This is a genomic window from Ruegeria sp. BHSA162 (assembly GCF_059613385.1).
The window spans coordinates 1-26,752 of sequence record NZ_JBXWSK010000046.1; the positions used below are offsets into that span (position 1 = coordinate 1).

Below are 26,752 nucleotides of genomic sequence, written 5' to 3' on the forward strand. Positions count from 1 at the left end.
GGCTACGCAACTGCACGTCCTCGTCGGGGGCGATGTGCCGGGACAGCCAATCCATGTCATGCAGTTCGGCCGCTGCGGCCGAGCCGTACCAAACCCGATCCGGCCCCCGGTCACTGGCGGGCAGATTGGCAATGGTCGCCTCGGCCTTGACCATGCCCTTGTGATTCAGAAGATAGGCCAACCCCACCCGACCCGGGCGACGGGGCAGCGCGCCGCAGATCATCCGGTCGAGGAACGCATGCCGGTCGGCACCGGTGATTTCGATCCGGTTGAACCCGTTGACCTCGGCCAGCCCGACATTCTGCTGCACATTGGCGACCTCGGCGGCGATCACGTCGAATGTTTCGTCAAAATCGAAACTGAGTGTCGGCGTGAAATCGGGCGCGGGCTTGATGTACTCGACCCGCTCCCAGCCATTCACCACGGTAAATTCCGCGCCCTCGGCGGCCAAAACCGGGGTCAGCGGCGTTGTCTTGGCGGGCCGCCCGGCGGGGCGGTGTTCATGCGGAAAGTGAAAGCGGAACTCATTCTGGTAATCCTCGATCGCCTTCAGCGCGGTCAGCTCGACATTGGCATGCCCGGCGAACCGGCGCGGGTCGAGGCACCAGGTGTCATAGCAGGCCTCGCCATGCACGATCTGCTGGGCCAGAAGCCAGCCGTGGCCGCCCCCCTCACCCAGCCCGGCCCGCAGGCCGATGATGCAGAATGCGTTGCGCTTGCCGGGGATCCGCCCGACCAGGGGTGCACCATCGATCGTGTAGGTGATAGGGCCGTTGACGACCGTGTGGATCCCGGCCTCCATCAGGGCGGGCATGCGGGCAAACGCGCCTTCCAGCACATCGGTCACCCGGTCCAGATCGTCCGGGCACAGCGCGTTGACGAAGTTCGGATCGATCCCGTCCATGCCCCAGGTCTTGCAGTCCTGTTCGTAGAAGCCCAACAGCAGCCCGTTCTTTTCCTGCCGGCAATAATAGTCGCTGATCGGGCAGCGCAGCAGCGGCATGCGGTGGCCGGCATCGCGGATCGCGGGGATTTCCTCGGTCAGGAAATACTGGTGCTCCATCGAGGCCACGGGATGGTGTACGCCCATCATCGCGCCCACCTCGTTCACGCGGTACCCGCAGGCATTCACCACGATGTCGCAGTCGATGTCGCCGTGCTCGGTATGAACGGTCCAGGTGTCATCCTTGTGCTGGGTCAGGGCCGTGACCGGCGCGTTGCGATAGACCTCGGCCCCGGCCTTGCGCGCCCGCCGCGCCAGCGCCTGACACAGCTGGGCGGGGTCGATGTCTCCGTCCAGCGGATCCCACAACCCGCCCAACAGATTGTCGGTGGAAATCAGCGGGTGGCGACGGGCGCATTCCTGGGCGTCGATCACCTCGAACTGCACGCCCATCCCCCGCGCCATCGAAGCGAAATGGCGATAGCCCTGCATCTGCGTTTCGGTATTGGCCAACCGGATGCCACCGTCGCCATGATGGTAGTTGATTGGATAGTCCGGGTCCTCGGCCAGTTCCTTGTACAGGCGGATCGAATGCGACTTGAGCCCCACCATCGTCTGGTTCATTCCGAAATTCGTCACCTGCGCGGCCGAATGCCATGTGGTGCCGGATGTCAGCTCGTTGCGCTCCACCAGTACCACGTCGCTCCAGCCTTCCTGCGTCAGGTGATACAAGGTTGAACAGCCAGCGATTCCGCCGCCGATCACCACGACCTTGGTGCGCGATTTCATGGGTGTGCTCCTTCTGACATTCCCCGAACCCTGCCGAACGACGCAGCGGGCGGGCAATGGCGCAGTGGCCGGTCCCGAAAAATCGAAACGGGGATTGAGATTTCTCAAAACGGCATTTCCGCTTTGGCCGCACCCCGCGTTGCCGCGTACTCTGCATGGCAGGATCGGATCGGGAGCCTTCGAAGATGCCAGAACAGGGCAAACGCGGCGGGCGGCGGGCCAGGCTGGCGCAACGGGCGGCCAAACCGGCCTTTGACCCCTGCCCGCCCGGCCAGACCGGTGGGCAGTACAAACCCCTGACCTTGCCCGAGATCGCGGCGATCCACGACACCGCCCTGCGCCTGCTGGAAAGGCTGGGCATGGGCGAGGTGCCCGACCGTTTGGCACAAGACCTGATCGCCGCCGGCGCGCGGCCCGGCCCGCCGGGACGGCTGGTCTTTCCCCGCACGATGGTCGAAGGCGCGGTCCGGCAGGCTGCCAAACGGTTTACCCTGCACGGGCGCGACCCGGCCCGGTCGATCGAGGTGGGCGGCGACCGCGTGCATTTAGGCACCGGCGGAGCGGCGGTCCAGACGCTGGACCTGGACAGCGGGCTCTATCGCCCGTCGACCCTGGCTGACCTGCATGACTTCACCCGCCTTCAGGACACGCTGGCCAATGTCAGCTGGTTCACCCGATGCTGCGTCGCCACCGACGTGCCGGACAATTTCGATCTGGACGTGAATACAGCGTATGCGCTGATCCGGAATACCACCAAACCGGTGGCAACCTCGTTCACGCTGGCTGAACATGTCGCGCCCATCGTGCGGATGCTGGATATCGCCGCCGGAGGCCAGGGCGCCTTTGCGGAACGCCCGTTTCTGAAGGCGCATATCAGCCCGGTGATCTCGCCCTTGCGGTACGGCGAAGATGCGGTGGACGTGGTCTATGAATGCATCGCGCACAACATCCCCATGTCCTGCATCACCGCAGCCCAAGCCGGGGCGACCGCGCCCGCAACCATGGCCGGGTTTCTGGCCCAGTCGCTGGCCGAAACCCTGGCCAGCCTGGTCATGGTCAACGCGATCCGGCCGGGCTTTCCCATGGTGTTTTCCAACTGGCCCTTCATCATCGATCTGCGCACCGGCGCGTTTTCGGGCGGCAGTGGCGAAACCGCCGTGCTGAACGCGGCCTCGGCCCAGATTACCAACTGGTTGGGGCTGCCCTCGGGCGTGGCCTGTTCGATGACCGATGCCAAGGCCATCGACGCGCAATACGGCGCCGAAAAGGGCATCACCTCGCTGGCCGCCGCGCTGGCCGGGGGCAACCTGATCTACGAAAGCTCGGGCATGACGGCCTCGCTGCTGGGGGTCAGTTTCGAGGGGTTCGTTCTGGATGACGAGATGCATTCGCACACCTATCGCGCCCTGCGCGGGATCGAGGTGACCGAAGAAAACCTGGGCTTTTACGCGATCTGCCAGTCGGTTCTGGGCGAGGGCCATTTCTTGGGCAGCGCCCACACCCATGCAGCGATGGAGCGCGACTATTTCTACCCCGCCCTTGCCGACCGGGCCGAGCCGCGCAGCTGGCAGGACAGCGGCGCCCGCGATGCCTGGTCAACCGCCCGCGACCGCGCGCGTAAAATCCTGCGCACGCATCACCCGCAATACCTCAGCCCCGAACAAGAGGCCGAGATCCGCGCCAATTTCCGGATTCTGTCCTGATCCGACGCCGTTGTGTCGCGGACCGGGTGTTTTTGACGCGGGCTTGGCGCTAGGCTCGGGTAAACGACGACACAGGGGGCCTCATGGCAAATGCGTTCTTTCAACCCGTCTCGGCGATGGAGCTGGCCCGCTTTGCCGGTGTCCCCACCTTCATGCGTCTGCCGGCCCTGACCTCGGACGACGACCGGATCGATCTGGTCGAGCTTGGGCTGGTCGGCATCCCCTGGGACGGGGGCACCACCAACCGGCCCGGCGCGCGGCATGGGCCGCGGCAGTTGCGCGACCAATCCACCATGATCCGCGCCATGAACCCGGTGACCGGGGTTGCCCCGTTCGAGCTGGTCAACTGTGCCGACCTGGGCGACGTGCCGCCCAACCCGGTGGATATCGAGGATACGCTGGACCGCGTCACCCGCTTCTACACCGACCTGACGCTGCGCGGCATAGTGCCCCTGACGGCGGGCGGCGATCACCTGACCACCCTGCCCGTCCTGCGGGCGCTGGCCAGCGACGGCCCGCTGGGGCTGATCCAGTTCGACAGCCATACCGACCTGTTCGACAGCTATTTCGGCGGGCACAAATACACCCATGGCACCCCGTTCCGCCGCGCGGTCGAGGAAGGATTGGTCGATCCCGAACGGTTCGTGCAGGTGGGCATTCGCGGCACCGCCTACAACACCGAGGATATCGCATGGGGCGAGGCGCAGGGCATCCGCATCATTCGCATCGAAGAGTTGTTCGATCGCGGCATCGACGATGTCATGACCGAGGTCCGCGCGATCGTCGGCGACGCGCCCTGCTATTGCACCTATGACATCGATTTCGTGGACCCCACCCATGCCCCCGGCACCGGCACGCCCGAGATCGGCGGCCCCAACAGCTTTCAGGCCCAGCAGGTCATTCGCAAGCTGGAAGGTCTGAACCTTGTGGGCGCGGATCTGGTCGAGGTCTCGCCGCCCTTTGACCCGGCGGGCGGCACCGCGTGGCTGGGCATTTCGCTGATGTTCGAACTGCTGTGCGTGCTGGCCCAGGCGATCGACGCGCGGCGCTAGGCCCGCGCGACGTTCTCGGCGATCATCGAGATCATCTCGAACATCACCGCCGCCGCCGTCAGCGCAGTGATGTTGTTGGGGCTGTCCTTGGTCGGCATCATGCAGACCACATCGCCGCCGACGATGTTCAGCCCCCGCACGGCATGCAGAATGCCCACGGCCTCGTCGATGTCAAACCCCTTTTCGCCGGGTTCCAGGTTCGACACGCCCGGCGCGATGGTCGGGTCAAGGCAGTCGAGATCGAAGGTGATGTAGACCGGCCGGTCGCCCAGAACCTTGCGCGTTTGGGCGACAACATCGGCCAAGCCACGCTGGCGGAACTCGCGCATGGTGACGATGTTGTAGCCATAGTCATAAGAAGGCTGCAGCCAGTCCAGGCTGCGCGGATGCCCCCGCAACCCGATCTGCATCGACCGGGTCGGGTCCACCTGCCCCTGATCGGCCAAGTAAGCCCCCCAATGCGCGGCGGACTTCTTGGCCCCCAGGAAATGATCGACCTTGGTGAACACATCCGTATGCGCATCCAGATGCAGAAAGCTGACCGGTTGCCCGCCCGCCAGTTCGCCTCGGCCCAGCGCCTGCACGATCCCGCCCGTGATCGAGTGATCGCCGCCCACCGAAACGGGCCGCGCACCGGCGGCGTCGATGTCACGGTAGAAGGCGGTTATACGCTCGATGCAATCCTCGTTGTCGTTGGCGCGCGGGAACGGCACGTCGCCAACATCGGCAATGCGCGCGCTCGACCACGGATCGATCTGGAACAGCGAATGCACCCGGCGCTGCACGGCGGAGACATGACGCAGCGCACGCGGGCCCAGATGCTGGTCGCGCTCGGTGGTGCCGTTGCCGGCGGAATGCGGCACGCCCACAAGGGCGATATCCTGGTCCTGCGGCCCCACATGGGGGCACCGGAACAGGGTCGGCACGCCCCACCAGTACAGGTTGTCCATCATGGATTGTTCGTAGCGGTCCGCCATCATGTCTCCCCGCCCTTAAATGAAACCGCCCCCACGGGTGACCCGGGGGGCGGCTGTCGCGTCAGATCTTTTCGTCTTCGCGTCGGAAGGCGCCCTGAACGATGCGATCCATGACCATGGCCAGGAACAGGATCGCAAAGCCACCCAGCAGGCCCGGCCCCTTGGCCGCGTATTGCAGCGCCTCAAGGATTTCCTTGCCCAGACCCCCGCCGCCGATCAGCGAGATGATCACGACCATCGACAGACACATCAGGATGGTCTGGTTCACGCCGGTCATGATCGACGGCAGCGCCAGCGGGATTTCCACGTCCTTCAGCAACTGCCATTTCGAGGCGCCAAAGGCCACGGCGGCCTCTTTGATGCTTTCCGGCACCCCGCGCATGCCCAGCGCCGTCAGGCGGATCACCGGCGGCATGCCGAAGATGATCGTAGCAAGGATGCCCGGCGGGTTGCCGGTGCCAAAGAAGGCGATGATCGGGATCAGGTAGACGAAGGCCGGCAGGGTTTGCATCAGGTCCAGCACAGGCTCGGCCGCGCGATAGGCGCGTTTGGATTTGCCGAACCAGATGCCCAGCGGAATGCCGAAGGTGACGCACAGCAGCACGGCCGCGCCCACCAAAGCCACCGTCTCCATCGCCACGTCCCAATAGCCCAGCAGCGCGATATAGGCCAACGACGCGGCGGTGAAGATCGCCACGCGCGGACCCGCCGCGCGCCACGCGGTCACGCAGATCACCAGCATGACCACCGGCCAGGGCGACCCGATCAGGGCCACGGTCAGCCCGTCCAGAACCGAGCGCACACCGGCAACGATCCCGTCGAAAATGTCTCCGCCCGCGGCGGCTGCGGCGTCGATCCGGGCCTCCATCCAGCTGGCCACGACCGAGAACAGTGTTCCCTGATCAGGCCCGAGTATCATCTCGGAGACTTGTTTCTCGGGGAAGGCATCCAGCAGCGGAAGCGAGGCATTCACCGTGAATTTGTAAACGATCAGCGGCCCGATCGCAGCGATCAGAACTGCCCCCAGAACCGTGTTCCGAGTCGAGCGGCCGCTTTCGGTGTTGTCGGGGTTGATCCGCCAGTTCGAGTACTGTTTTTCGTACACCCGGTCAGCGTAGAACCCCTGAACCAGCTTGAAAACCAGCAGCATCAGAAGCCCGGTGACCATGATCCCCAGGGCTTCGGACTGTGCCAGCTGCGCTTTCTCAAGGCTGCTGTCAGCCGCTTTCTGGATATTCGCGGCCAGTTTGTTGAACCGGTCTATGTCTGCCTTCTCGGTTACATCCGCCGCGCGGGCCAGCAGCTCATTTGCGCGTTCCTGCTGACGGGCCGCGCGTTCGGCCAGATCGGCCCCCGGGTTACCCCAGGCACCGCGACCGATCTGCACCCAGGCGATGATCTCAAGGATCAGGAAGGTCCAGAACATTCCCCAGATCGCCCGCGAGGCGGACCAGAACGGCCCCAGCACCGCCGCCCACAGGTTGAACGTATTCGGGATCGGACTGGTCGCGTCGTGGATCTTGTGAAAGGCGTTGACATAATAGTCACCGTTGGGGCCGGCGAATTCATGGATCGACCGATCCAGCGCCTCGCGGTCCACCTCGATGTCGGAGGCGGCCGTGACTTTCAATTCCGTGGTTGCATCAGTCATTTTTGCCCCCCTGAATTCCGCGCAACAGGCGTGGTTTGGTCACGACGCCGACATCCTGACCGCCATCGGTGATCACCACCGGAAGCTCGGTGTTCACGGCCAGGTCGATCAGCTGGTCGAGGTCTGCGCCCTCATCGGCACGCGGCGCGCCATCCAGCGGGCCGGAATAACTGTCCAACGGCTCCATGATCGAATGTGCCTTGACCAGTTTAAGCTTGGATATGCCTTGCACGAACTCGCGCACGTAGTCGTCGGCCGGGTTCATCACGATGTCCTCGGGCGTGCCGATCTGGACGATCACACCGTCCTTCATGATGGCGATGCGGTGGCCGATACGGATCGCTTCGTCCAGGTCATGGGTGATGAACAGCGTGGTCTTTTTCAGTTGCGCAACCAGAGCCTTAAACTGGTCCTGCAATTGCAGCCGGATCAGCGGGTCCAGTGCCGAGAACGGTTCGTCCATCAACAGGATTTCAGGGTCCGAGGCCAGCGCGCGCGCAATGCCCACGCGCTGCTGCATCCCGCCCGACAGTTCCTTGGGCAGCCGGTCCTCGTAACCGGTCAGGTCGACCAGGCCCAGCGCATGATCGGACACCGCCCAGCGCTTGGATTTCGAGACTTTGCGGATCTCAAGCGGATAGGCCACGTTGTCGCGCACCGAGCGGTGCGGCATCAGCGCCATGTGCTGGAACACCATCCCGATCTGCTGGGCGCGAATGCGACGCAGCTCGGACTCGGAGATCTTGGACACGTCCTGCCCCATGATCTCGATCTTTCCGGCCGTGGGCTCGATCAGGCGATTGACATGGCGCACAAGCGTCGACTTGCCTGAACCCGACAGGCCCATGATGCAAAAAATCTCGCCGCGCGGCACTTCGAACGTGGCGCCTTGAACGCCGACCACGCAATTGAATCTTTCAAGAACTTCAGGTTTTCCAATACCTTCATTCCGGACCGCAGCCATGGCTTCTTCGGCCCGTGCGCCGAAAATTTTCCAGACATTTTCTAGTTTTACGACAGGTTCGTCCATTTGCCCCTCATCTACGGGGTTGCATCCCGGCAAACAGGCAAAGGGCCGCCGCGATCAGTCGCGACGGCCCCATGCGTTTGTGATTTAGTTCGTCAGCCAGCCGATAACGGTGTCTTCGTTTTCAGCCACCCACTGGCGGGCGAAATCGGCTGCTTCCATGTTGTCCACGGCCAGCGCCTTGCCCATCGCGCTCAGATCATCACCCTGCATCTGGTAGTTGCGGAACAGGGCCGCGACCTCGGGGTGATTTTCCTCAAGCTCTTTGGCGTAGTGCAGGTGCAATGTTGCCCCGTTCCACGCGGTCGAGGCCTCGGACTTGTCCAGCCAGTCCGGGTCATCGGTCGGCTGAACGATCGTCCAGGTGGCCGGATCATGCGGCGGCTCTTCCAGCACGGTCAGATCCTGGGTCACGAAGATGTAGTGCGGGCTGTAGCAGAACCCGATCCACGGATCGCCGGCCTTGGTCGCGTTTGCCAGGTTGGCATAGGCGATGGTTTCTTCGTACTCGGTCAGTTCGAAGATCTGGTCATAGCCATAGGACTTGGCGCGGATCTTCTCGACCACGGTCGACGCCCAGCCCGGTGCGCCGATCCAGACCTCCGGGGTGCCGTTTCCGTCAGTGTCGAAGATGGCCATCTTGTCCGGATCGCTCAGGTCGTCGATGGATTTGATGTCATATTCCTCGGCAATGTAGGTCGGAACGCACATACCCTGCTCGGCCTGAACCGGGTTCTCGTTCATCACGACTGTGCCGTTCTGCTTGACATAGGTGTCGTGCAGGTTCTGCTGGTTCGGCATCCAGACTTCCGGATGGACGTGCATCGCGCCGGAATCCATCGCTTCGAAGACGATGGGGTTGGTGCCGTTCTGCAATTCGACATCAAGGCCAAGGTTTTCTTCGATAACGACTTCAAGAATGTGCGCGGTGGCGTTCACCGACGCCCAGTTCGGCACACCGATCACGATATCGGCAGCAAAAACCGGGGCAGCGACCGCCATCGATGCGCCCCCCAGTAACGTAGCAAGTTTGTTCATGTTGCATCTCTCCATGTTGGTCGTCTTCGGCGCTGATTCTCGTTGATCGAAAGCGACCAGGCAGACGGGCCTGATCGTCGAGATCGGGTCGGCGTCTCGGGTGTATTGAGCGCGTTTCGCATGTGAACACGCCCCGCACTGAAAAAAGTGAAGCACCTGCCGTTTGACCCATCAAGCGCAACTTCGAACCGGGGTCACGGTTTCGAAATTCTCGCAAAATGGTTTCGCTAAATTCCGAATAACGGTCCCACGCGTCGGGGTGAAGCCCGTGGGACCGTACGTTGGATTGGTACGCCTGCAGCATGAAATTTGGCTGCAATGCAGTTTGGTTCAGTGGGGATTGGGCCTCAAACCAGCGCCTGCGGCAAGACAAACGGAACGTCAGTTGCCGGCAGCGTGCTGACCGGCAGATCTATGCCATAGACCTGCCGCATCACCTCGTTGGTCATGACGTCCGAAACAGCCCCGGTGCGCCAGACCTCTCCGTTCGACAGAACACAGACCTTGTCGGCGAACAACGCGGTCAGGTTCAGGTCATGCATCACGACCACGACGCCCCCGCCCTGATCGGCGAATTCGCGCGCGATGCGCAGAACCGTGAACTGATGCGCGATGTCCAGGCTGGCGACGGGTTCGTCCAGCAACAGCCAGCGCGGCCTGTCGCGCCGCACCGAGCTCCAGACCTGGGTCAGAACGCGCGCAAGCTGCACGCGTTGCTGCTCACCGCCGGACAGGTTCTGGTACGAGCGCGGCTCGAACCCCGCAAGATCGACATGCGCCAGCGCGCGCGGCGGCAAGGCGTCGTCGCCGTCGGCCAGGCCACCGGGCAGGCCCAGCCGTACGACTTCCAGCGCGGTAAAGGGAAAGGCGACCGCCGAGGATTGCGGAAGAACGCCCCGCGTCGCCGCCAGTTCCCAGGGCTGCAGGGCCGCGATGTCCTGGCCGTTCAAGGTGATCCGGCCGGTATGCGGGATGTCGCCCGACAGCGCCCTGAGCAAGGTGGATTTGCCCGATCCGTTGGGCCCGATGATCGCAGTGACCTCTCCGGGTTCGGCCAGGAAATCCACATCGCGCAGGATCTGCTTGCGCCCGATGCGGACGCTGACATTTTCAGCTTTCATCATTCACATTCCCATCGATCCGTGGCGGCGCAGCAGGATCCAGAAGAACACCGGCGCGCCCAGAATGGCCGTGACGATGCCTATCGGCAGTTCGGCCGGGGCCACGATCACCCGGCCGATCATGTCGGCGGCCAGCAACAGGGCGGCGCCCAGCAAGGCGGAATTCATAAGCAGCCGATGGTGATCGGGGCCGGTGCCCAGCCGCAGCAGATGCGGCACGACGATGCCGATGAACCCGATCCCGCCCGACACGGCCACGGCCGCGCCGGTGGCGGCGGCCACCGTCAGGATCGCGATGTTCTTGCTGCGTTGCACCGGAATGCCGATGTGATGCGCCACCGCTTCGCCCATGGCCAGGCCGTTCAGGGCGCGGGCCAGACGCTGCGCGCACAGGATCGACGCCAGGATCAAGGGCGTGGCGGTGGCGACCTTGGTCCAGGTCGCGCCGGCCAGCGACCCCATGCCCCAGAAGGTCAGATCGCGCAGCTGCTGATCGTCGGCGATATACACCACGACCCCCGACACCGCGCCCGACAGGGCGGCCAGGGCGATGCCGGCCAGCAGCATCGTGGCGACCGAGGTCTGCCCCTGGCGCGTCGAAACGCGATAAAGGATCAGGACCGACGCCCAGCCGCCCAGAAAGGCGGCAACCGCGACCAGACCACTGCCGACCCAGGCCAGAACGGCGGCGGGCAGTAGGTTGCCGAAGACGATGGCTGTGATCGCGCCCAGCCCAGCCCCCGCGCTGACGCCGACGATGCCCGGATCCGCCAGCGGGTTGCGGAACAGCCCCTGCATCACCACGCCCGACACCGCCAGCGCCGCCCCGACCAGGATGCCCATCGCCAGTCGCGGCAGACGGATGTCCCACAGCACGATCCGGTTCAGATCCGACAGGCCTCGGCCATGCAGCAGATCCGACACGGCCATCTTCAACGAGGCCTCGGACGCGCCGACCGAGATGCTGGCCACGCTGGTCACGGCCAGAAGGCCGACCAGGGCCAGGGTGACCCATGCCGCCCGCGACCTGCGGGCCGCGGCGGTCGGGGGCGCGCCGTTGTCCAGTGCCAGCGTCATGAGCCCCGGACGCCCCGCAATGCGGCCGACAGATCCATGACCGCGTCGGCGGTGCGCGGGCCGAAGCCCAGCAGATAGGTGCCGGGCATCCGGATCAGCGCCCGGTTCCGCCCCGCCTGGGTCAGCCGGACCGCGGGCAGCGCGAACAGCTCTTCCTCCGAGAGGATCGGCCCGCCCTGACGCTCCATCATCAGGATCACGTCCGGCGCGGTGGCGGCCATGGCTTCGGGCGTCATCGTCTTGAAACCCGTCACATCGGCGGCCGCGTTTTTGCCTCCGGCCATGCGGATGATGGTGTCGGCCTGGGTATCGGCCCCGCCGACGACAAACTCGCCGCCCCGTGCCGAAAGCAGGAACAGCACCTTCACCGGCGCACCCTGCGCGGCGGAGGCCTCGGCCAGCGCCCGGTCCAGCCGGCGCGCGGTTTCGGCCGCCAGGGTTTCGGCCTCGGCCTCGGCCCCCAGCGCGGCCCCCACGGCGCGGATCTTGTCGATGACGCCATCGCGCGAGAATTCGTCGGCAATGGTGACGTAATCCACGCCGGCCTCCTGCAGCACAGCGATGGTCTCGGGCGGGCCCGACCCTTCGAGCGCAAGGATCAGGTCGGGGGCAACCGACAGCACGCCCTCGGGCGACAGGGCCCGGCGATACCCGACATCGGGCAGATCCGCCGCCTCGGGCGGCCAGGTCGAACTGCGGTCACGGCCGACCAGCCGGTGCTGCTGGCCCAGGGCATGGACGATCTCGGTCAGCGAGCTTCCGATGGCGATCACGCGTTTGCTCTCGGCCTGCGCGGCCGCCGCCGAAACCAGCAATGCCGCGCAGAGTGTCACCAGGCGCCGCATCATGCCGCTCCGGTATCGGCCGGGCCGGGCAGCGCGGCCACCAGCGCGTCCCAGGCAGGGCGATGATCGGCCTCGCCGGTGCGGCGCCCGAAGATCTGCAGGATCAGGGCGCCGTCCGCGTCGAAAGCCTCGACCGAGATCGCCGGGCCGCGCTGGGTCGGCTTGTCGACGGCCCAGACCTCGGCGATGTGATCGCTGCGCAGATGCAGGTTGAAGCCCGGATCCAGCACGTTGAACCACGGCCCCATCTGCTGAAGATTTTGCACCGGGCCGCCGTGGATCTCGATGCAGCCGCGGTTGCCGACGAAGATCATCACCTCGATCTGCAGGTCCCGCACCTGTTCGAACAGGCCTGTGACCGCCGCGGGATCAACCGCGCGGGCCAGCGGTTCGCCCGCGATGCGATAGGCGCCCAGCCGGTTCATCTTGAGCTTGGAGGTCAGGCGCAGGAACTGGTGCGTGTCCGTCATCTTTGCCCATTCGCGGCGCAGGGCGTCGGCCTTGTCGGCATTGGCCTTGGGCGCTTCGGCCGGTTTACGCGGCGCGACCGTCATCGTCTGGCCTTGATCCTCGGCGGCCAGTGTCCGAACCAAACTGTCCCAGTGGCCCAGGTCCGAGCCATCGCGCAGGATGATCTTGTGAACCGCGTCCCCGGCCGCATCGAACACCTGGATCGAGCGGCGCAGACCGGCCTCGGTTTCCCACTCGACGGCAAAGACATGGTGCCATTGCGCGGGGAACATGCGCAGGTCGATCTCTTCGGTCAGCACCATCGCGGCATGCTGGCCGCTATGGTAATTGTCGTATCGCCCGATCTTTTCGATCACGCAGGACGGGTTGCGCGTCAGCGCCATGACCTCGCCCAAACCGGCCAACTGGCCGAACAGCCCGTCAAGGCCGGGGTTCAGCCGCGTTACGCCCTGCCCGGCAAAGGCCGCGACCAGCTGGCCCTCGCTCAACCCCAGCGTTTCCGCGAAATCGCGGTCTCGCTGGCCTGTCTTCTGCGCATAGGCAGCACGAATATCCTGAGGAGCCATAAGCACCTGTTCCATAGCGGGTTTCCCGTCTTCTTCGTGGTTCCAAGGGGGTGCTGGCCCAGGTGCTGATCGCAAACAGCGCCCTGCTGGCAGTGCCGAAATTACAGGCACGAAATTATGTTGACTGTTTTAGTCACCTTTATTAACGAGCACAAGTCGCCGCGAACAGGCGATTCCAAAAAACTGAAAAAAAACTGACCAGCGCCAGCGAACTGCAAGCATCTCCGGTCCTCACACTTGTTTCGAAGGGACAGAAATGCGTGCGCGTACTCATATTGCAGGCCTGCTTGGGACTGCCTCTTGCCTTGGTTTGATGGCGTCCATGGTTTGGGCGCAGGAACAGGATGACGGGTTCCTCGGGACCCTGGAACTGGGCGAAAGCAAACGCGAGATCCAGACCGGCACCGCGGTTCCGGTCACGAATATCGACCAGGAAGAGATCAACGACCGTCAGGCCAACACGGTGGCCGAGCTGATCGATTCGGTTCCCGGCGTCACCTTGGTGAACGGCTCGACCCCGCAAGGATCGGGCATCAACATCCGCGGATACGGGGCCAACGGCACCTTCGGCACCGACCAGAAGGTTCTGATCCTGGTCGACGGCGCCACCACCGGCGCGGAAGAGCTGTACCGGATCGGCAACCAGCTGTTCACCGATCCGCAGCTGTACAAAAGCGTCTCGGTCATCCGCGGCACGGTCGGGTCCTTCGAATACGGCTCGGGCGTCGTCGGCGGCGTGGTTCAGCTGGAAACCAAGGACGCGTCGGACTTCACCGGCGGCGAGCCGGGGTTCCGCTTCCGCCAGACGCTCGAGGGGTATTCCAACGGCAACGGCTTTGCCTCGTCGTCGATCCTGGCGTGGCAACCCAACCGGCAGACCGAATTCCTGTTCAACTATACCTATCGCGACCAAAGCGATCAGAAGGACGGGAACGGCAACACGATCGGCAACAGCGCCTTTACCCTGCCGTCGCTGCTGGCCAAAGGGAAATACAGCTTTGGCGACAACCTTGAACATTCGATCACCGCGTCCTGGAACCAGTCCACCTCGGAAGAGCGCGACGTGTCCTATGATTCCTTCGGTACGACGGCGGACGCCTTTGGCAACGTGGACCGCGACATAGAAACCCGGATCGCCGTTCTGCGTTATCAGTACCGGCCGGCCGGCAACGATCTGGTCGATCTGGACGTCAATCTCAGCTATTCCGAGCAGTCCATCGACAGCAGCTATGTGCCCGGTTCGTCCAGCCTGGAGGGAACGCCCTTCTTCCCCGGCATCCGGGCGCTGGCCGATGCCACGCACAATTACGAAACCACCAAGCTGACGATCAAGAACAGCGCGTATTTCCAGACCGGGGCCGCGTCGCATGATCTGCGGTTCGGGGTGGAATTCATCGACCGCGAGCGGCTGGATGCCCCATCGGCGCCGGGTGGCACCGACCGTCGCGTCGCGCTGTTTGCCGTTGACGACATCCAGTTCGGCGACCGGCTGACGGTCACGCCCGCGCTGCGGTATGAAACGCAGGACATCAAGGGCAACGGCGACGCGGCCGCGCCCTTCAACGCCAGCTATGACAACGACGCGCTGATGGGCGGCCTGTCGGCCCGATACGAATTCGCCAGCGGCTTCGCTGTGTTCGCGGGCGGGGCCTATACTGAAAGCCTGCCGATCATCGACGATCTGGGCACACCTCTGTACATGACCCAGCCCGAGAAATCTCGCACCTGGGAGGCCGGCTTTTCCTATGACCGCGGCGACATCTTCGCCGCCGGCGACGTTGTGCGGGCCAAGGTCAATCTCTACAGCACCGATCTGTGGGACATCACCTCGTACGTGTCGGGCACCCCGTCCCTGCCCCTGTCCAAGGTCGAAACCGAGGGCGTCGAGATCGAGGCGTCCTATGTCCATGCCACGGGCTTCTACGTCGATTTCAACGCCAACATCGTCAGCGCCACCGAATTCAGCGCGGCGGGCATCGGATCGCCGTGGCGCAACGAACCCACGGACTCGGCGCGGATCACCCTGGGCAAGCGGTTCGGTGAAACCCTGGATGTCAGCTGGGAGATCTTCGGCGCCAAGTCGGGGCTCGATTCCTCGGGCGATCCGGTGGGCGGATACGGGGTGAACACCCTGCGCGCAACCTATCTGCCGCAAGAGGGGGCGCTGGCCGGGTTCGAACTGCGCGCCGGGATCGAGAACATCTTCGACAAGGCCTATCAGCCGAACCTGTCGACCCGCAATTCGCCGGGCCGGAATTTCAAGCTGACCCTAACCAAGACCTTCTGAACCCCTCACGGAAAGGACCCGTCATGACAAAAGCCATGCAAAATCTTGTTCCGGCGGTCCTGCTGGTCCTGCCCCCCATCGCGGGGGCGGGGTTGGCCAGCGCCGAGAACACGCAGGTCGCCGGCGGCGTCACGATAGAGCTCAGCTCGGCCGTGGACCAGGATCAGGGCTGCCTGCTGAGCTTCGTGGTCGAAAACGCCCACCCCGCCGATATCGGCGGCGCCGTCTACGAAACGGTGCTGTTCGGCGCGCAAGGCGAAGTGGCCCTGCTGACGCTGCTGGATTTCCAGGACCTGCCCGCCGGGCGGCCCCGCGTGCGCCAGTTCAAATTCGCCGGTCTGGCCTGCAATCAGATCAGCCGGATCCTGATCAACGGGGTGCAGGACTGCGCCTATCCCGGCGATCTGGCCGATGCCTGCCTGTCCGGCCTGACGCTGCGCAGCCGCCTTGAGACCGAATTGATTGGATGATCCGATGGATGCGTTTCTGCAAAGACTGACCGCAATTCTGGACTTGGGCGGCCCGGTCGTGGCGGTGCTGATCGCGACCTCGGTCGCGACCATGGCGCTGATCCTCTACAAGCTGTGGCAGTACAAGGCCGCCGGGGTCGGGCGGCATGTCGAGCTGTCGCAGGCCATCGAAGCCTGGGACCGCAACTACCGGGCCACCGCGCGCGCGCATCTGGACCGAAGCCGCAGCTATCTGGCGCCGGTGGTCGCCATGGCGCTGGAGGGGCACGGGCCGGAACTGATGGACCGCGCCGATGCCGAGGCCGAGGCGCGTTTTGCCGGGCTGGAACGCGGGCTGAACGTGCTGGACATGGTCTCGCAGCTTGCGCCGCTGCTGGGGCTGTTCGGCACCGTGCTGGGCATGATCGAGGCCTTCCGCACTCTTCAGGCGGCCGGCAACGCGGTGGATCCGGCGCTGCTGGCCGGCGGCATCTGGGTTGCGTTGATGACGACCGCCGCGGGGCTGGCCGTGGCCATGCCCACCTCGCTGGTCCTGACTTGGTTCGAAGCGCGGATGACCCGCGAACGGGTCTTTGCCAACCGCGCCCTGCGCACGGTGTTTGCCCCCGGCCACGCCGCCGCGTCACGCCCGGCCATCCCGTCCTCCGAGGTGCTGGCCCATGGCGCTTGAAACCCGCAAAAGGCGGCGCCGGCACCTTTCGATGACGTCCCTGATCGATGTCATCTTTCTGCTGCTGCTGTTCTTCATGCTCACCTCGACCTTTTCGAAATACGCCGAGATCGAGCTGACCACCGCCGCGGCGGGCGGGGCGCAGGCCCAGCGGCCCATCCGGTTCATCAAGCTGGAGCGCGACCGCATCCTGATCGACGGCACCGAAGTCGCGTCCGACGCGATCGCCGCCCGGTTCGACGGCCGAACCGACCAGCTGGCCTTGATCAGCCTGGGCGGCGGGGCGACCTCGCAGCAGTTGATCGACTTGCTGACCGCCCTTGCGCCCGTGTCCCGGCTCAGCACGCAGGTCATCGGATGATCCGCCTGACCCCCAAAACGAAACCCGGCCGCGAGCCGACGATCGCCCTGATCAACGTGGTCTTTCTGATGCTGGTCTTCTTCATGATCGCGGGCACGCTGGCGCCGCCCCTGGGCAAGTCGGTGCAATTGGTGCGGGCGGCGGATCTTGAAGGGCGCGAGCCCCCGGATGCACTGGTCATCCGCGCCGACGGCGTGCTGGAATATCGCGGGGCCGAGCTGACGGACGTAGCGGCCTATGTCGAGCGCGCCTCGATCGACCTGCCATTGGACGCCGTGCGGCTGGTGCCCGACCGGGCCTTGCCGGCGGAGCGGCTGAAACAGATCAGCGACGCCCTGCGGGCCCTGGGCGCCAACCGGGTCTTTGTCGTTACCGAGCGGGGCCTGCCATGATCCCGCAATCCCGCATAATGGCCGCCGCGCTGGTCGTGCTGGCCGCCGCGGCCCACGCCGCCGCCCTGTTCAAATTCGACACGGACGAGGCGGTTTTCGTCGAAGGCGGTGGCGCGGTTGCCCCTGCGGCGCTGGGGTCCTCGTTCCGTGATCATGCGGCCGGAACCGTGGCCCCGCCCCCGGCGGCCGCGCAGCAGTCACCCGTTTCCGCAGCACAGACCGCGCCAGAGGCCCCGGCGGACAGTGCGCGCGCGCAGACGGCCATCAGGGTGCAGGCGCAGGCCCCGGCCCAGCGGCAGAACGCCCATACGCCGACCCTGCAAGAACCCGAGCCTCAACAGGCCCGGCCTCCAAAACCACCCACCCCGACCGGCAATGCCGCGGACAGCCGAAAAAAGGGCAGCGCCACCGGCAAGGCGGTGACCGGGGCGGCCTCGGCGAAACGGACGAACCGCGCTGCGCAGGAACAGGGAAATGCCGAGGCCAGCACCTATGCCGGTCTGGTCAAGCGCAAGATTTTGCGCGCCCGTCGCAAAAGCGTGAATATCCAAGGCTCGGTTCTGGTGGCTCTTCGCATCGCCGACAACGGCGCGCTGGCGTCGGTCAGCGTCGCCCGCAGCTCGGGTTCGGCCCGGCTGGATCAGGTCGCACTGGCGCAGGTCCGGGCCGCCGCGCCCTTCCCGCCGCCGCCGGCCTCGGCCCGGCGCGCCTATACCGTGGAAATCGTCAGCAAATAGAAACTCAACCCGCGCTTGTCCGGCTACCTGGCGTCCAGCGGCTTCAACAGATCGAACACTTGTTGCCGCATCCATTTTGCCATCGGATTTGCATCCGATCGTCTGTGCCAGATAGCTATGATGTTGACGGGTTCGATTTCGAACGGCGGGGCAAGTACCTTCAGGCCGAACTCCGGCGCCAACTTCCTGGCCAGCTGAGAAGGCACAAAGGCCACAAGATCGCTTGCACTGACCACTCGGCACACCCCTGAAAACACCGGAAGGGTCATCGCGACGTGCCTTTTCCGACCAACTTTCGCCAGAGCCGCATCACCCATCGCCGCCAGTTTGCCCTCGGGTGAAAACAGCACATGCGACAAGGCGCAGAACGTTTCCATCGGAAGTTCGGTGCCGTCTTCGATCTGTGCAAGGAATGGGTTGTCAACGCGGCCGACGACCATGAAGGACGACCGGAACAGCACTTCTCTGCTGATCCAATCCGGTGCATCTGTATCCGGGATCAACGCGAGATCAGCATTGTAGCGCTCAATACTCTCGACATAGTTCTCGGGAACAAGATCCACCAATTGCGCGACCATCTTCGGAGCCTTGCGGTTCAGAACACCCCCAAGACCGGGCATCAGCAGCTCGGCGAAAAAGTCGCTGGCCGCGATCTTGAAAGTTTCGGATGCCTGCCTGGGGTCGAAATCGTCATTGTGGCTCAGCAAACTTTCCAGTCGATTGAGTTCCTCACGCAGCCCGTCCTTGATCGAAACCGCAAAATCCGTTGGGACAAGCTGATTTCCCCGCCGCACAAACAGATCGTCACCCAAGGCGTGCCGCAGGCGGTTCAACGCATTCGACACTGCGGATTGCGAGACCCCAAGTCTTTCCCCTGCCTTGGTGGTGGACCCCGCCGTCAGAATCGCATCAAGAACACGGAGCAGGTTCAGATCAAGCGTTGCGAAATTCATGTCGGTAATACCGTGTATTATGAACTTTCGTTAGATTGATACCGTTTTTTGCGCCTACAAGTAAGGTACCGAAAGCGCTTTCGTTTCATGTCGGATCAAAGGACAGAAGCGATGCATGATCATCTGGTTGATGACGCCACGCTCGAATGGCAGGGCGTTCGTTACAAAACAATTCTGGACCCCGCTGAAACCGGGGGCGCCATGTCGATTGTAGACAGCCTTTCGCCGGTCGGAAGCGGTCCGCCACGGCACATCCATCAGGCAGAAGACGAAGTCTTCGTGATTTTGACCGGTGTCTGCAAAGTCTGGGTCGAAGGTGTCGAAACGCGTGTCGGCCCGGGCGAAAGCATCTTCATACCCCGCGAAAAAGAACACACGTTCAAGGTCATCGGTGATGAGCCCAGCCGTCACCTTGTCATTCTCACACCGGGAGGTTTCGAGGGCTTTTTCCACGCCATGGCAACGGCCCAGTACAAAATTCCGGAAGACATGCCGGACATCGAGGCCGTAGCCGCCAAGTACAACCTGTCATTTACTGGCCCTCCATTGGATTGAACGTCATGACCCAGCACATCGTCTATCATATTCCTGTGTGTCCCTTTTCACAGCGGCTTGAAATTCTGCTGGCGTTGCGGGGGATGAGGGACCGGGTGGAGTTCCGCGTCGTGGACATCACCAAACCCCGCGATCCAGAGCTGCTGAAGAAAACGCGCGGAACGACCGCTCTGCCGGTTCTCGAGACTCCGGACGGGCAGATCATCAAGGAAAGCCTCGTGATCCTGCGCTATCTCGATGAAATGCTCGAAGGGCCAAAGCTGCGGCGCAGCGACCCGGCCGAGCATGCGGTCGAGTCGATGCTGATTGCCAAAGAGGGCGCCTTCACGATGACCGGCTACGTCTATGTGATGAACCAGGACCCCGCGCAGAAAGATGCCCACAACGAAAAACTGCTCGCGCTTTATCGTGACCTCAATGACTTTCTTCTGACCCACAACCCGAACGGTGTTTTTCTGTTCGATCAGTTCGGGTTGGCCGAGGCGGTATTCACACCGATGTTCCAGCGCTTCTGGTTTCTGGAATACTACGAAGACTTTGAACTCCCGCAAAACGGCGAGTACGACAGAGTCCGAAACTGGAAAGCCGCCTGCATGGCCCATGAGGCCACGGGGCAGGTGACACAAGACGAAATCGTGAAACTCTACTACGACTATGCATTGGGTGCCGGAAACGGAGCGTTGGTGGGCGGCCGCAAAGTGTCGAGCTTTGCGTTCGAGCCACATTGGAAGTCGAGGCCAATGCCACCGCGGGACAAATATGCCGGGACGGCATCGGACAAAGAACTTGGGCTGGTAGTCCCGGCATCTGATTGAAGCCAGAAGGCACGCGGGTCGATCGGGGGCACCCGCCGCGGAGGACCGGCGCCCACAACACGCATTCGAATATGGCCCGGTGGTGCACAGTCGGTCTTAAGTCATGAATACCGGCTGATTAAACCGAACCAGTCTTAGGCTTCCGGGCGCGGAACCGTTGAACCTTTAGCCGTCAGACAAACCTGTTGACGTAGTTCTCCAAGCGCTCCTGCCTTCCGGATCGAGGCTCGGGATTGATACCTTCGGCCAACACTCGAGCCGCGATTTCATCCAGCGATGAGGCAAGCATGGATTGCGCCTCCGGGCTGCCCCATCCGGAGTATCTGTCGGTCAACGCGGCATCAAGCCCGCCATCCTCGATCATCGCGGCGGCGGCCTTCAACCCGCGGGCACAGACGTCCATGCCGCCCACATGCGCCGCGACAAGATCCTCGGGGTCGATCGACTGGCGGCGGATCTTGGCGTCGAAATTCGTGCCCCCGGTCGAAAACCCTCCGGCCTTGAGGATGTAGTAGTAGGCCAACGCGACTTCGGGCACGTTGTTGGGAAACTGGTCGGTGTCCCATCCAGATTGATAATCGTTCCGGTTCATGTCGATCGAACCCAGCATACCCTCGGCCGCCGCCACGGCGATCTCATGTTCAAAGCTGTGGCCAGCCAGGATCGCGTGGCCCTGTTCCAGGTTCAGCTTCACTTCGTCTTCCAGCCCGTATTTCCTGAGAAACCCGATGCAGGTTGCGGCGTCGTAGTCGTACTGGTGCTTGGAGGGTTCCTGTGGCTTCGGCTCGACCAGGATGGTGCCCTTGAACCCGATCTTGTGCTTGTAGTCGACCACCATGTTCAGGAACCGTCCCATATGGTCCAGTTCCAGCCCCAGATCGGTGTTCAGCAACGTCTCGTAGCCTTCGCGCCCGCCCCACAACACATAGTTCTCGCCGCCCAGCTTGTGGGTCGCATCCATACAGGATTTCACGGTTGCTGCGGCAAAGGCAAAGACGTCCGGATCAGGGTTCGTGCTGGCACCCCCCATCCAGCGGCGATGGCTGAACATGTTGGCGGTCCCCCAAAGCAGCTTGGTTCCCGACGCCTGCATCTTTTCACCGATATAGTCGGTGATTTCCTCGAGCGTGCGGAGGTTTTTGGCAAAGCTGCCCTGTTCGGGGCGAATATCCGCGTCGTGCCAGCAGAAATAGGGCTGACCCAGTATTTCAAACATCTCAAAGGCGACATCGGCCTTCATCCTGGCGCGTCCCATGTCATCTTGCGGGTGCCACGGGCGGACAAGGGTCGGACCACCGAACGGGTCTCCGCCCTCCCATGCGAAAGAGTGCCACCAGGCGACGGCAAAGCGCAGATGGTCCTCCATGCGCTTGCCCAACACCACTTCGTCCGGGTCATAGTGACGGAACGCCAGCGGGTTCCGACTGTCTACGCCTTCGTACCGGACCTTTTCGATACCCTCGAAGAAACCGCTTGTCATACCTGCCCCCTATTCCGAGTTTTGACCGGGCTGCTTGCCCAGAATGATCATCGACAGCAGATCGTCGTCGGTCACGTCCGCGATATCGACCGTGCCGACCAGCTTGCCGTTCTTCATGACCGAGGCCCGATCGCACAAATCCATGACCGCATGGACATCATGGTCTATCAGGAAAATTCCGATCCCCTGCGCCTTGAGCTGGTGAATCAGATCGGCCACCATCTGCGTCTCGTGCGGGCCCAAGGCGGCCGTCGGTTCGTCCATGATCAGGATGCGGGCGTTGAAATAGACAGCCCGCGCGATGGCCACCGACTGTCTCTGGCCACCGGACAGAGCCGAAACCGGATCGTTGAACTTCTGAAAGTTGGGGTTCAGCTGCGCCATGATCTTACGGCATTCGGCCTCCATCGCCGCGTCGTTGACCAGACCGAAAGGCGTAGTCATTTCGCGTCCCAGGAACAGGTTCGAGGTGGCGTCCAGATTGTCGGCCAGGGCCAAGGTCTGGTAGATTGTCTCGATATTGTTGGCCCGCGCGTCGCGCGGATTGTTGATCTCGACCGGCTTGCCATCGATCAGGATCTGCCCGTGGTCCATCTGATAGGCTCCGGACAGGACCTTGATCAGCGTCGATTTGCCAGCCCCGTTGTGCCCCAGCAATCCCACCACCTCGCCGGGATACAGATCGACCGAGACCTGGTCGACGGCCTTGATCCCGCCGAACGAGATCGAAATGTCTCGCATCTCGACCAGAGGTGGTTGCCCGGAACCGCGACCGGATGCCGGCGGCGTTTTCTGAGTTTCCTGCACTTGCGTCATTTTCCACCCAATCGCTTGCGATAGACGATGTCGATATAGACGGCCAGAACCAGCACGCTGCCGACGACGATGTTCTGGAACGGCGCATCCACGCCGACCATGGCCATGCCCGACTGCAGCGCCTGCATGATCAACGCACCAAGAATCGCGCCATAGATGGTGCCGATGCCGCCAGACAGGGCGGTTCCGCCAATGACCGCAGCCGCAATCACTCGCAGTTCGTCCAGTGTTCCGATGTCATTGGAATGGTTGGCCAGCCGCGCCGAGGCGACCACTGCCGAAACCGCGCACAGGAAACCCATCAGCGCAAAGATCTTGACGGTCAGCAGGCGGGTATTGATACCCGACAGCTCGGCGGCATCCGGGTTGCCGCCGGTCGCGAAGATATAGCGCCCAAAACGGGTTTTGCGGGCCACGACCGTCAGGGTCACGGCGACAATGATCAGGATCAGGACCGAGATCGGGATGCCGTATCCGACGATCAGGCCCTCGGGCATCGTCTCGCCGCGGGCTTCGAACATACGCTGCAACCGGCGCGTCGGAATGGCATAGCTGTTCAGGATGTACACGTATCCCAGGATGCTTGCGGCAATGATCCCGGCGAGCGTTGCCTCGGCCCAGACGGGTTTGACCGGGAAGCCATGCGCCGCCTTGGCCCGGCGGCTGCCCCACAGCGCCCAGATCGCAATGGCCGCCGCAAACAACCCGAACAGCCAGCTTGCCGTTGTTCCCAAGGTTCCGTTCGTTCCCCCGAACATCAGGAAATTGCTGTCCAGCGGCCCGATTGTCTGCCCGCTTGTCAGATACCAAGCGACGTTGCGCCAGACCAGAAAGCCACCCAAAGTCACGATGAACGCCGGAATGGTCAGGTAGCCGACCATCCAGCCATGAAACGCTCCGATCAGCGTTCCGATGGCAAGACCGACCAGAATGGTGATGATCCAGGTGGCGGGATGGTCCAGACCCATCCCCAACACGCGCGGCAACAACTCGGTCTGCGTCATGGCCATCACCGCCGAGGTGGTCGCCAGCAAAGCGCCAACGGACAGGTCGATGTGACGGGTTACGATGATGAACACCATACCGCAGGCCATGATCGCCACCGAAACCGATTGGATCGACAGGTTGAAGAGGTTGCGGGGCGTCAGGAACCGTCCGTCAGTGACGATATTGAACCCGATGCACAGGATCACGAATGCGCCGATCATACCCAAAAGCCGCATGTCCAGTTCCAGCTGTTGGAACAGGCTTGGCTTGGTTTTCTGAGGTATCGGCTGAGACGAAGTTTCGGTCATTTCCGATCTTTCAAATTCAGCAATCGTCCCCGGCCCGCCCATGCAGGCCGGGGACTTTGGAGTTTAGTTGCAGGGTGCGGGGCCGTTCTCGACGCCTTGGCACAGATCTTCCAGCGCGATCCATCCGGCATCCACAACAACCGACAGATTGTCCTTGGTAATCGGAACCGGAGCGAGGAAGACGGAATTCATCGTCGTTCCACCCGGGGAGGTCCAGCTGACCACTCCGTCGATTTCCGACGGGTCGGTGCCACTGCTGAGTGCAACGGCAATCTCGCCGGCTGCCTTGCCCAGTTCGCGGGCGTCCTTCCAGACGGAAACGGTCTGCGTACCCAAGGCCACGCGGTTCAGCGCGGCGTGATCGCCATCCTGACCCGACACTGGGATACCTTCCATGCCCTGCGCAGTCAGCGCCGCGACAACACCACCTGCGGTCCCGTCATTCGACGCGACAACCGCATCGACCTTGTTTTCATTGGCGGTCAGGATCTGTTCCATGTTCCGCTGCGCATTGGCGGGCAACCAGCCATCGGTATAGGCTTCACCGACGATCACGATGTCACCGCTGTCCAGCGCCGCCTGAAGGACTTCCTGCTGACCACCGCGCAGGAAGTCCGCGTTCGGATCCGTAGGCGAACCCTTGATCATGACGTAGTTGCCCTTCGGCATTGCCTCGTACACGGCGCGCGCCTGCATGCGTCCCACTTCGACATTGTCGAAGGTCAGGTAGAAGGCGCGGTCGTCCTCGATCAGGCGGTCGTAGGCGATGACGGGAATGCCCTCATCCGCGGCGGCCTGTACGGCCGGACCGATGGCCTGCGCGTCCTGCGCCAGAATGATCAGAGCGTCCACACCCTGTGCGATCAGGCTTTCGATGTCGGACAGCTGCTTGGCCGAGGACGACTGGGCGTCCGCCGAGATATATTCGGCGCCACCAGCCTCAAGCGCAGACTTGATTGCCGCTTCGTCCGTCTTCCAGCGCTCTTCCTGAAAGTTGGACCAGCTTACGCCGACAACCGGCTCGGCAAAGACAGCCGAGCCAACCATGGCAACAGCAGCTGAAAAGCTGAGAATTCGTTTCATGATTTCCTCCCGTTGATGGGGCCATCGCGTCATGATTCGCGGCCCTCGTATTTCTGCGTATCATATTTATTTCAGCGGGTAAAATATTTACTCTGTTCGTGGGTCCCAAATCCCAATAGATTGAGGCCTAAAGAAGATTCGCGGAGACAAGATGCTAAAAAGCAAGGCTTCTCAAAACTCGCTGGACCAACGGAATGCCACGCGCCTGCGGGTGTTGGAACATATCCGGACCAAGGGGTCGATTTCGCGGATCGACATCGCATCGGCCCTGCAGACCAGCCCGGCCACCGTAACCGCCGCAACCGCTGACCTGATTTCCGCCGGCCTGGTCCGAGAGACCGAAGGCGAGGCCCACTCCAAATCGGCCAAACGCGGGCGGCCGCCGGTTCTTCTGCAACTGGACGGGCCCTCCTATCTTGTGGCGGGCCTCAAGGTCGCGCGCCAGGTCATCTCGGTCATCCTGGTCGATTTCGAAGGCAACGAAGTCACCTCGCACATGTACGCCCTGCTAGATGCCAGGATGTCACCGCGCGATTTCGTCCGCACCGTGCGCCTTGCGCTTGAGGAGACCTGCGCAAAGATCGACCGCACGATCGACGGGCTTTCAGGTGTTTCCATAGGCATCGCCGGTTTGGTCGATGCCGAGAGGAATTTCGTGCACTGGTCATCTTCGATCACCGAGCGCAATGTGAACTTCGCCGCGTTTCTGGACGAAGGCCTGCCCTGCCCGGCCTTCATCGAAAACGATGCAAACCTGGTGGCCAAGGCCGAACAGCTGTTCGGGCTGGGCAAGGGCCTGTCGAACTTTCTTGTCGTCACGATCGAGCACGGTGTCGGATTGGGCATTGTTCTGGACGGCAAGCTGTTCCGGGGCAACCACGGATGCGGGGCCGAATTCGGGCACGCCAAGGTCCAGTTGGACGGGGCGCTGTGCCAATGCGGGCAACGGGGATGCCTCGAGGCCTATGTCGGCGACTATGCTTTGATCCGAGAAATGACGGTCGCCGGGCAAAGCAGCGCGTTGGAAACCGTATCCGACATTCACGACCGCGCGCACGCCGGAGACCAACGGGCGATTTCCGTTCTGGCTCGCGCGGGCCAGATGTTCGGCTTGGGCCTGTCCAACCTCATCAATCTGTTTGCCCCAGATTGCATCATTCTGTCCGGAGCCCAGGTCAGCTTTGAGCACCTGTGTTCGGACGACGTGATGGCGCGCATTCGAAACGGAGTGGTGAATGTCGACACCGCCCTGCCCGAGATCAAGGTGCATCATTGGGGCGACCTCATGTGGGCCAAGGGCGCGGCGGCCTACGGGATCGAACAAGTGTCGATCCTGAAGGTGCTGGAGATCGCAGCCCATGCGAGCTGAACTCGCCTTGGTGGCTGCCCTCGCCACGACCGCCAGTGCCGATCCTGCCATCCCCCGGTATCAACCGATCGATGTTCCCTCTCATGTCTATGACGGCGGTTGGGAGCATTTCGTGGGTGGCGGTGTCGCGGTTTTCGACTGCAGCGGGGACGGCTTGCCGGAACTCTTCCTTGCTGGTGGGGCGAACCCATCGCAGCTGTTCCGAAACA

The 26,752-nt window shown here is 63.1% G+C and carries 25 protein-coding genes and 1 pseudogene; 12 read left to right on the plus strand and 14 right to left on the minus strand.

The features are described from left to right. The coding region (locus tag AC2FM5_RS13055) for an FAD-dependent oxidoreductase (protein ID WP_496736057.1) at positions 1–1,732 on the minus strand (1,732 nt) is incomplete at its 3' end. A 155-nt stretch (positions 1,733–1,887) separates the two neighbouring features. Here AC2FM5_RS13055 and AC2FM5_RS13060 point away from each other — a divergent pair. Next, a complete protein-coding gene (locus AC2FM5_RS13060) occupies positions 1,888–3,435 on the plus strand; it encodes a trimethylamine methyltransferase family protein (RefSeq protein WP_496736058.1) in 1,548 nt (515 codons plus the stop codon). An 83-nt stretch (positions 3,436–3,518) separates the two neighbouring features. Then, positions 3,519–4,487, plus strand: a complete 969-nt coding sequence (locus AC2FM5_RS13065; protein WP_496736060.1) for an agmatinase — start codon at positions 3,519–3,521, stop codon at positions 4,485–4,487. Here AC2FM5_RS13065 and AC2FM5_RS13070 read toward each other — a convergent pair. The 8 genes from AC2FM5_RS13070 to AC2FM5_RS13105 all read right to left on the minus strand — a co-directional run bounded on the left by AC2FM5_RS13070 (position 4,484) and on the right by AC2FM5_RS13105 (position 13,275). Next, on the minus strand, positions 4,484–5,464 hold the full coding sequence (locus tag AC2FM5_RS13070) for an arginase family protein (RefSeq protein WP_496736062.1): 981 nt from the start codon (positions 5,462–5,464) through the stop codon (positions 4,484–4,486). The genes AC2FM5_RS13065 and AC2FM5_RS13070 overlap by 4 nt on opposite strands. 61 nt (positions 5,465–5,525) lie before the next feature. After that, complete coding sequence (locus AC2FM5_RS13075; protein ID WP_496736064.1) at positions 5,526–7,115, minus strand: ABC transporter permease; 1,590 nt, start codon at positions 7,113–7,115, stop codon at positions 5,526–5,528. Next, positions 7,108–8,145: a quaternary amine ABC transporter ATP-binding protein gene (locus AC2FM5_RS13080; protein WP_170339611.1), complete on the minus strand. Its 1,038-nt coding sequence runs from the start codon at positions 8,143–8,145 to the stop codon at positions 7,108–7,110. The genes AC2FM5_RS13075 and AC2FM5_RS13080 overlap by 8 nt, the downstream gene beginning before the upstream one ends. An 84-nt stretch (positions 8,146–8,229) precedes the next feature. Beyond that, on the minus strand, positions 8,230–9,180 hold the full coding sequence (locus tag AC2FM5_RS13085) for an ABC transporter substrate-binding protein (protein WP_170356986.1): 951 nt from the start codon (positions 9,178–9,180) through the stop codon (positions 8,230–8,232). 347 nt (positions 9,181–9,527) lie between these two features. After that, positions 9,528–10,304, minus strand: coding sequence for a heme ABC transporter ATP-binding protein (locus tag AC2FM5_RS13090; protein WP_496736067.1), 777 nt, complete (start codon positions 10,302–10,304; stop codon positions 9,528–9,530). Next, positions 10,305–11,378 carry a FecCD family ABC transporter permease gene (locus AC2FM5_RS13095; RefSeq protein WP_496736069.1) on the minus strand — a complete coding sequence of 358 codons (1,074 nt, stop codon included), beginning with the start codon at positions 11,376–11,378 and terminating at the stop codon, positions 10,305–10,307. Further along, the gene (locus tag AC2FM5_RS13100) at positions 11,375–12,223 is read right to left on the minus strand and encodes a heme/hemin ABC transporter substrate-binding protein (protein ID WP_496736075.1); all 849 of its coding nucleotides are present in this window, start codon (positions 12,221–12,223) and stop codon (positions 11,375–11,377) included. The genes AC2FM5_RS13095 and AC2FM5_RS13100 overlap by 4 nt, the downstream gene beginning before the upstream one ends. Beyond that, positions 12,223–13,275 carry a hemin-degrading factor gene (locus tag AC2FM5_RS13105; RefSeq protein ID WP_496736078.1) on the minus strand — a complete coding sequence of 351 codons (1,053 nt, stop codon included), beginning with the start codon at positions 13,273–13,275 and terminating at the stop codon, positions 12,223–12,225. Before AC2FM5_RS13105 ends, AC2FM5_RS13100 begins: the two co-directional genes overlap by 1 nt. A 298-nt stretch (positions 13,276–13,573) precedes the next feature. Here AC2FM5_RS13105 and AC2FM5_RS13110 point away from each other — a divergent pair, with 298 nt between their 5' ends. From AC2FM5_RS13110 to AC2FM5_RS13135, 6 genes are read left to right on the plus strand one after another with little or no spacing between them, the layout of a single operon-like run. Next, positions 13,574–15,547: a TonB-dependent receptor domain-containing protein gene (locus AC2FM5_RS13110; RefSeq protein WP_496736080.1), complete on the plus strand. Its 1,974-nt coding sequence runs from the start codon at positions 13,574–13,576 to the stop codon at positions 15,545–15,547. Positions 15,548–15,570: 23 nt separating this feature from the next. Beyond that, positions 15,571–16,017: a hypothetical protein gene (locus AC2FM5_RS13115; protein ID WP_496736082.1), complete on the plus strand. Its 447-nt coding sequence runs from the start codon at positions 15,571–15,573 to the stop codon at positions 16,015–16,017. Positions 16,018–16,021: 4 nt separating this feature from the next. After that, positions 16,022–16,687 carry a MotA/TolQ/ExbB proton channel family protein gene (locus AC2FM5_RS13120; RefSeq protein ID WP_496736086.1) on the plus strand — a complete coding sequence of 222 codons (666 nt, stop codon included), beginning with the start codon at positions 16,022–16,024 and terminating at the stop codon, positions 16,685–16,687. Continuing rightward, positions 16,677–17,048 (plus strand): biopolymer transporter ExbD, encoded by a 372-nt coding sequence (locus AC2FM5_RS13125; protein WP_496736088.1) that lies wholly within the window; start codon positions 16,677–16,679, stop codon positions 17,046–17,048. Before AC2FM5_RS13120 ends, AC2FM5_RS13125 begins: the two co-directional genes overlap by 11 nt. After that, complete coding sequence (locus AC2FM5_RS13130) at positions 17,045–17,440, plus strand: ExbD/TolR family protein (RefSeq protein WP_496736090.1); 396 nt, start codon at positions 17,045–17,047, stop codon at positions 17,438–17,440. Before AC2FM5_RS13125 ends, AC2FM5_RS13130 begins: the two co-directional genes overlap by 4 nt. After that, on the plus strand, positions 17,437–18,177 hold the full coding sequence (locus AC2FM5_RS13135) for an energy transducer TonB (protein WP_496736092.1): 741 nt from the start codon (positions 17,437–17,439) through the stop codon (positions 18,175–18,177). The genes AC2FM5_RS13130 and AC2FM5_RS13135 overlap by 4 nt, the downstream gene beginning before the upstream one ends. A gap of 23 nt (positions 18,178–18,200) precedes the next feature. Here the strand turns inward: AC2FM5_RS13135 and AC2FM5_RS13140 are convergent, their stop codons facing one another. After that, positions 18,201–19,130 (minus strand): LysR family transcriptional regulator, encoded by a 930-nt coding sequence (locus tag AC2FM5_RS13140; protein ID WP_496736094.1) that lies wholly within the window; start codon positions 19,128–19,130, stop codon positions 18,201–18,203. Positions 19,131–19,241: 111 nt separating this feature from the next. Here AC2FM5_RS13140 and AC2FM5_RS13145 point away from each other — a divergent pair, with 111 nt between their 5' ends. Together AC2FM5_RS13145 and AC2FM5_RS13150 are read left to right on the plus strand one after the other, a co-directional pair. Then, complete coding sequence (locus AC2FM5_RS13145; RefSeq protein ID WP_496736096.1) at positions 19,242–19,685, plus strand: cupin domain-containing protein; 444 nt, start codon at positions 19,242–19,244, stop codon at positions 19,683–19,685. A 5-nt stretch (positions 19,686–19,690) separates the two neighbouring features. Beyond that, positions 19,691–20,500 (plus strand): glutathione S-transferase family protein, encoded by an 810-nt coding sequence (locus AC2FM5_RS13150; protein WP_170339582.1) that lies wholly within the window; start codon positions 19,691–19,693, stop codon positions 20,498–20,500. 172 nt (positions 20,501–20,672) lie between these two features. Here AC2FM5_RS13150 and xylA read toward each other — a convergent pair whose 3' ends face one another. The 4 genes from xylA to xylF form a co-directional block, all read right to left on the minus strand. After that, on the minus strand, positions 20,673–21,980 hold the full coding sequence (xylA, locus tag AC2FM5_RS13155; RefSeq protein ID WP_496736098.1) for a xylose isomerase: 1,308 nt from the start codon (positions 21,978–21,980) through the stop codon (positions 20,673–20,675). Between the two features lie 9 nt (positions 21,981–21,989). After that, entirely contained in the window at positions 21,990–22,721 is a 732-nt protein-coding gene (locus tag AC2FM5_RS13160; RefSeq protein ID WP_093965003.1) for an ATP-binding cassette domain-containing protein, read from the minus strand. A gap of 71 nt (positions 22,722–22,792) precedes the next feature. Next, positions 22,793–24,091 (minus strand): sugar ABC transporter permease, encoded by a 1,299-nt coding sequence (locus AC2FM5_RS13165; RefSeq protein ID WP_170339578.1) that lies wholly within the window; start codon positions 24,089–24,091, stop codon positions 22,793–22,795. Positions 24,092–24,154: 63 nt separating this feature from the next. Further along, positions 24,155–25,174: a D-xylose ABC transporter substrate-binding protein gene (gene xylF, locus AC2FM5_RS13170; RefSeq protein ID WP_170365098.1), complete on the minus strand. Its 1,020-nt coding sequence runs from the start codon at positions 25,172–25,174 to the stop codon at positions 24,155–24,157. Between the two features lie 151 nt (positions 25,175–25,325). On the opposite strand from xylF, the gene AC2FM5_RS13175 reads away from it, so the two are divergent. Together AC2FM5_RS13175 and AC2FM5_RS13180 are read left to right on the plus strand one after the other, a co-directional pair. Next, positions 25,326–26,543 carry an ROK family protein gene (locus AC2FM5_RS13175; protein WP_496736101.1) on the plus strand — a complete coding sequence of 406 codons (1,218 nt, stop codon included), beginning with the start codon at positions 25,326–25,328 and terminating at the stop codon, positions 26,541–26,543. Next, a pseudogene (locus tag AC2FM5_RS13180) lies at positions 26,533–26,752 on the plus strand (hypothetical protein); the annotation flags it as partial. The gene AC2FM5_RS13175 and the pseudogene AC2FM5_RS13180, both read left to right, overlap by 11 nt.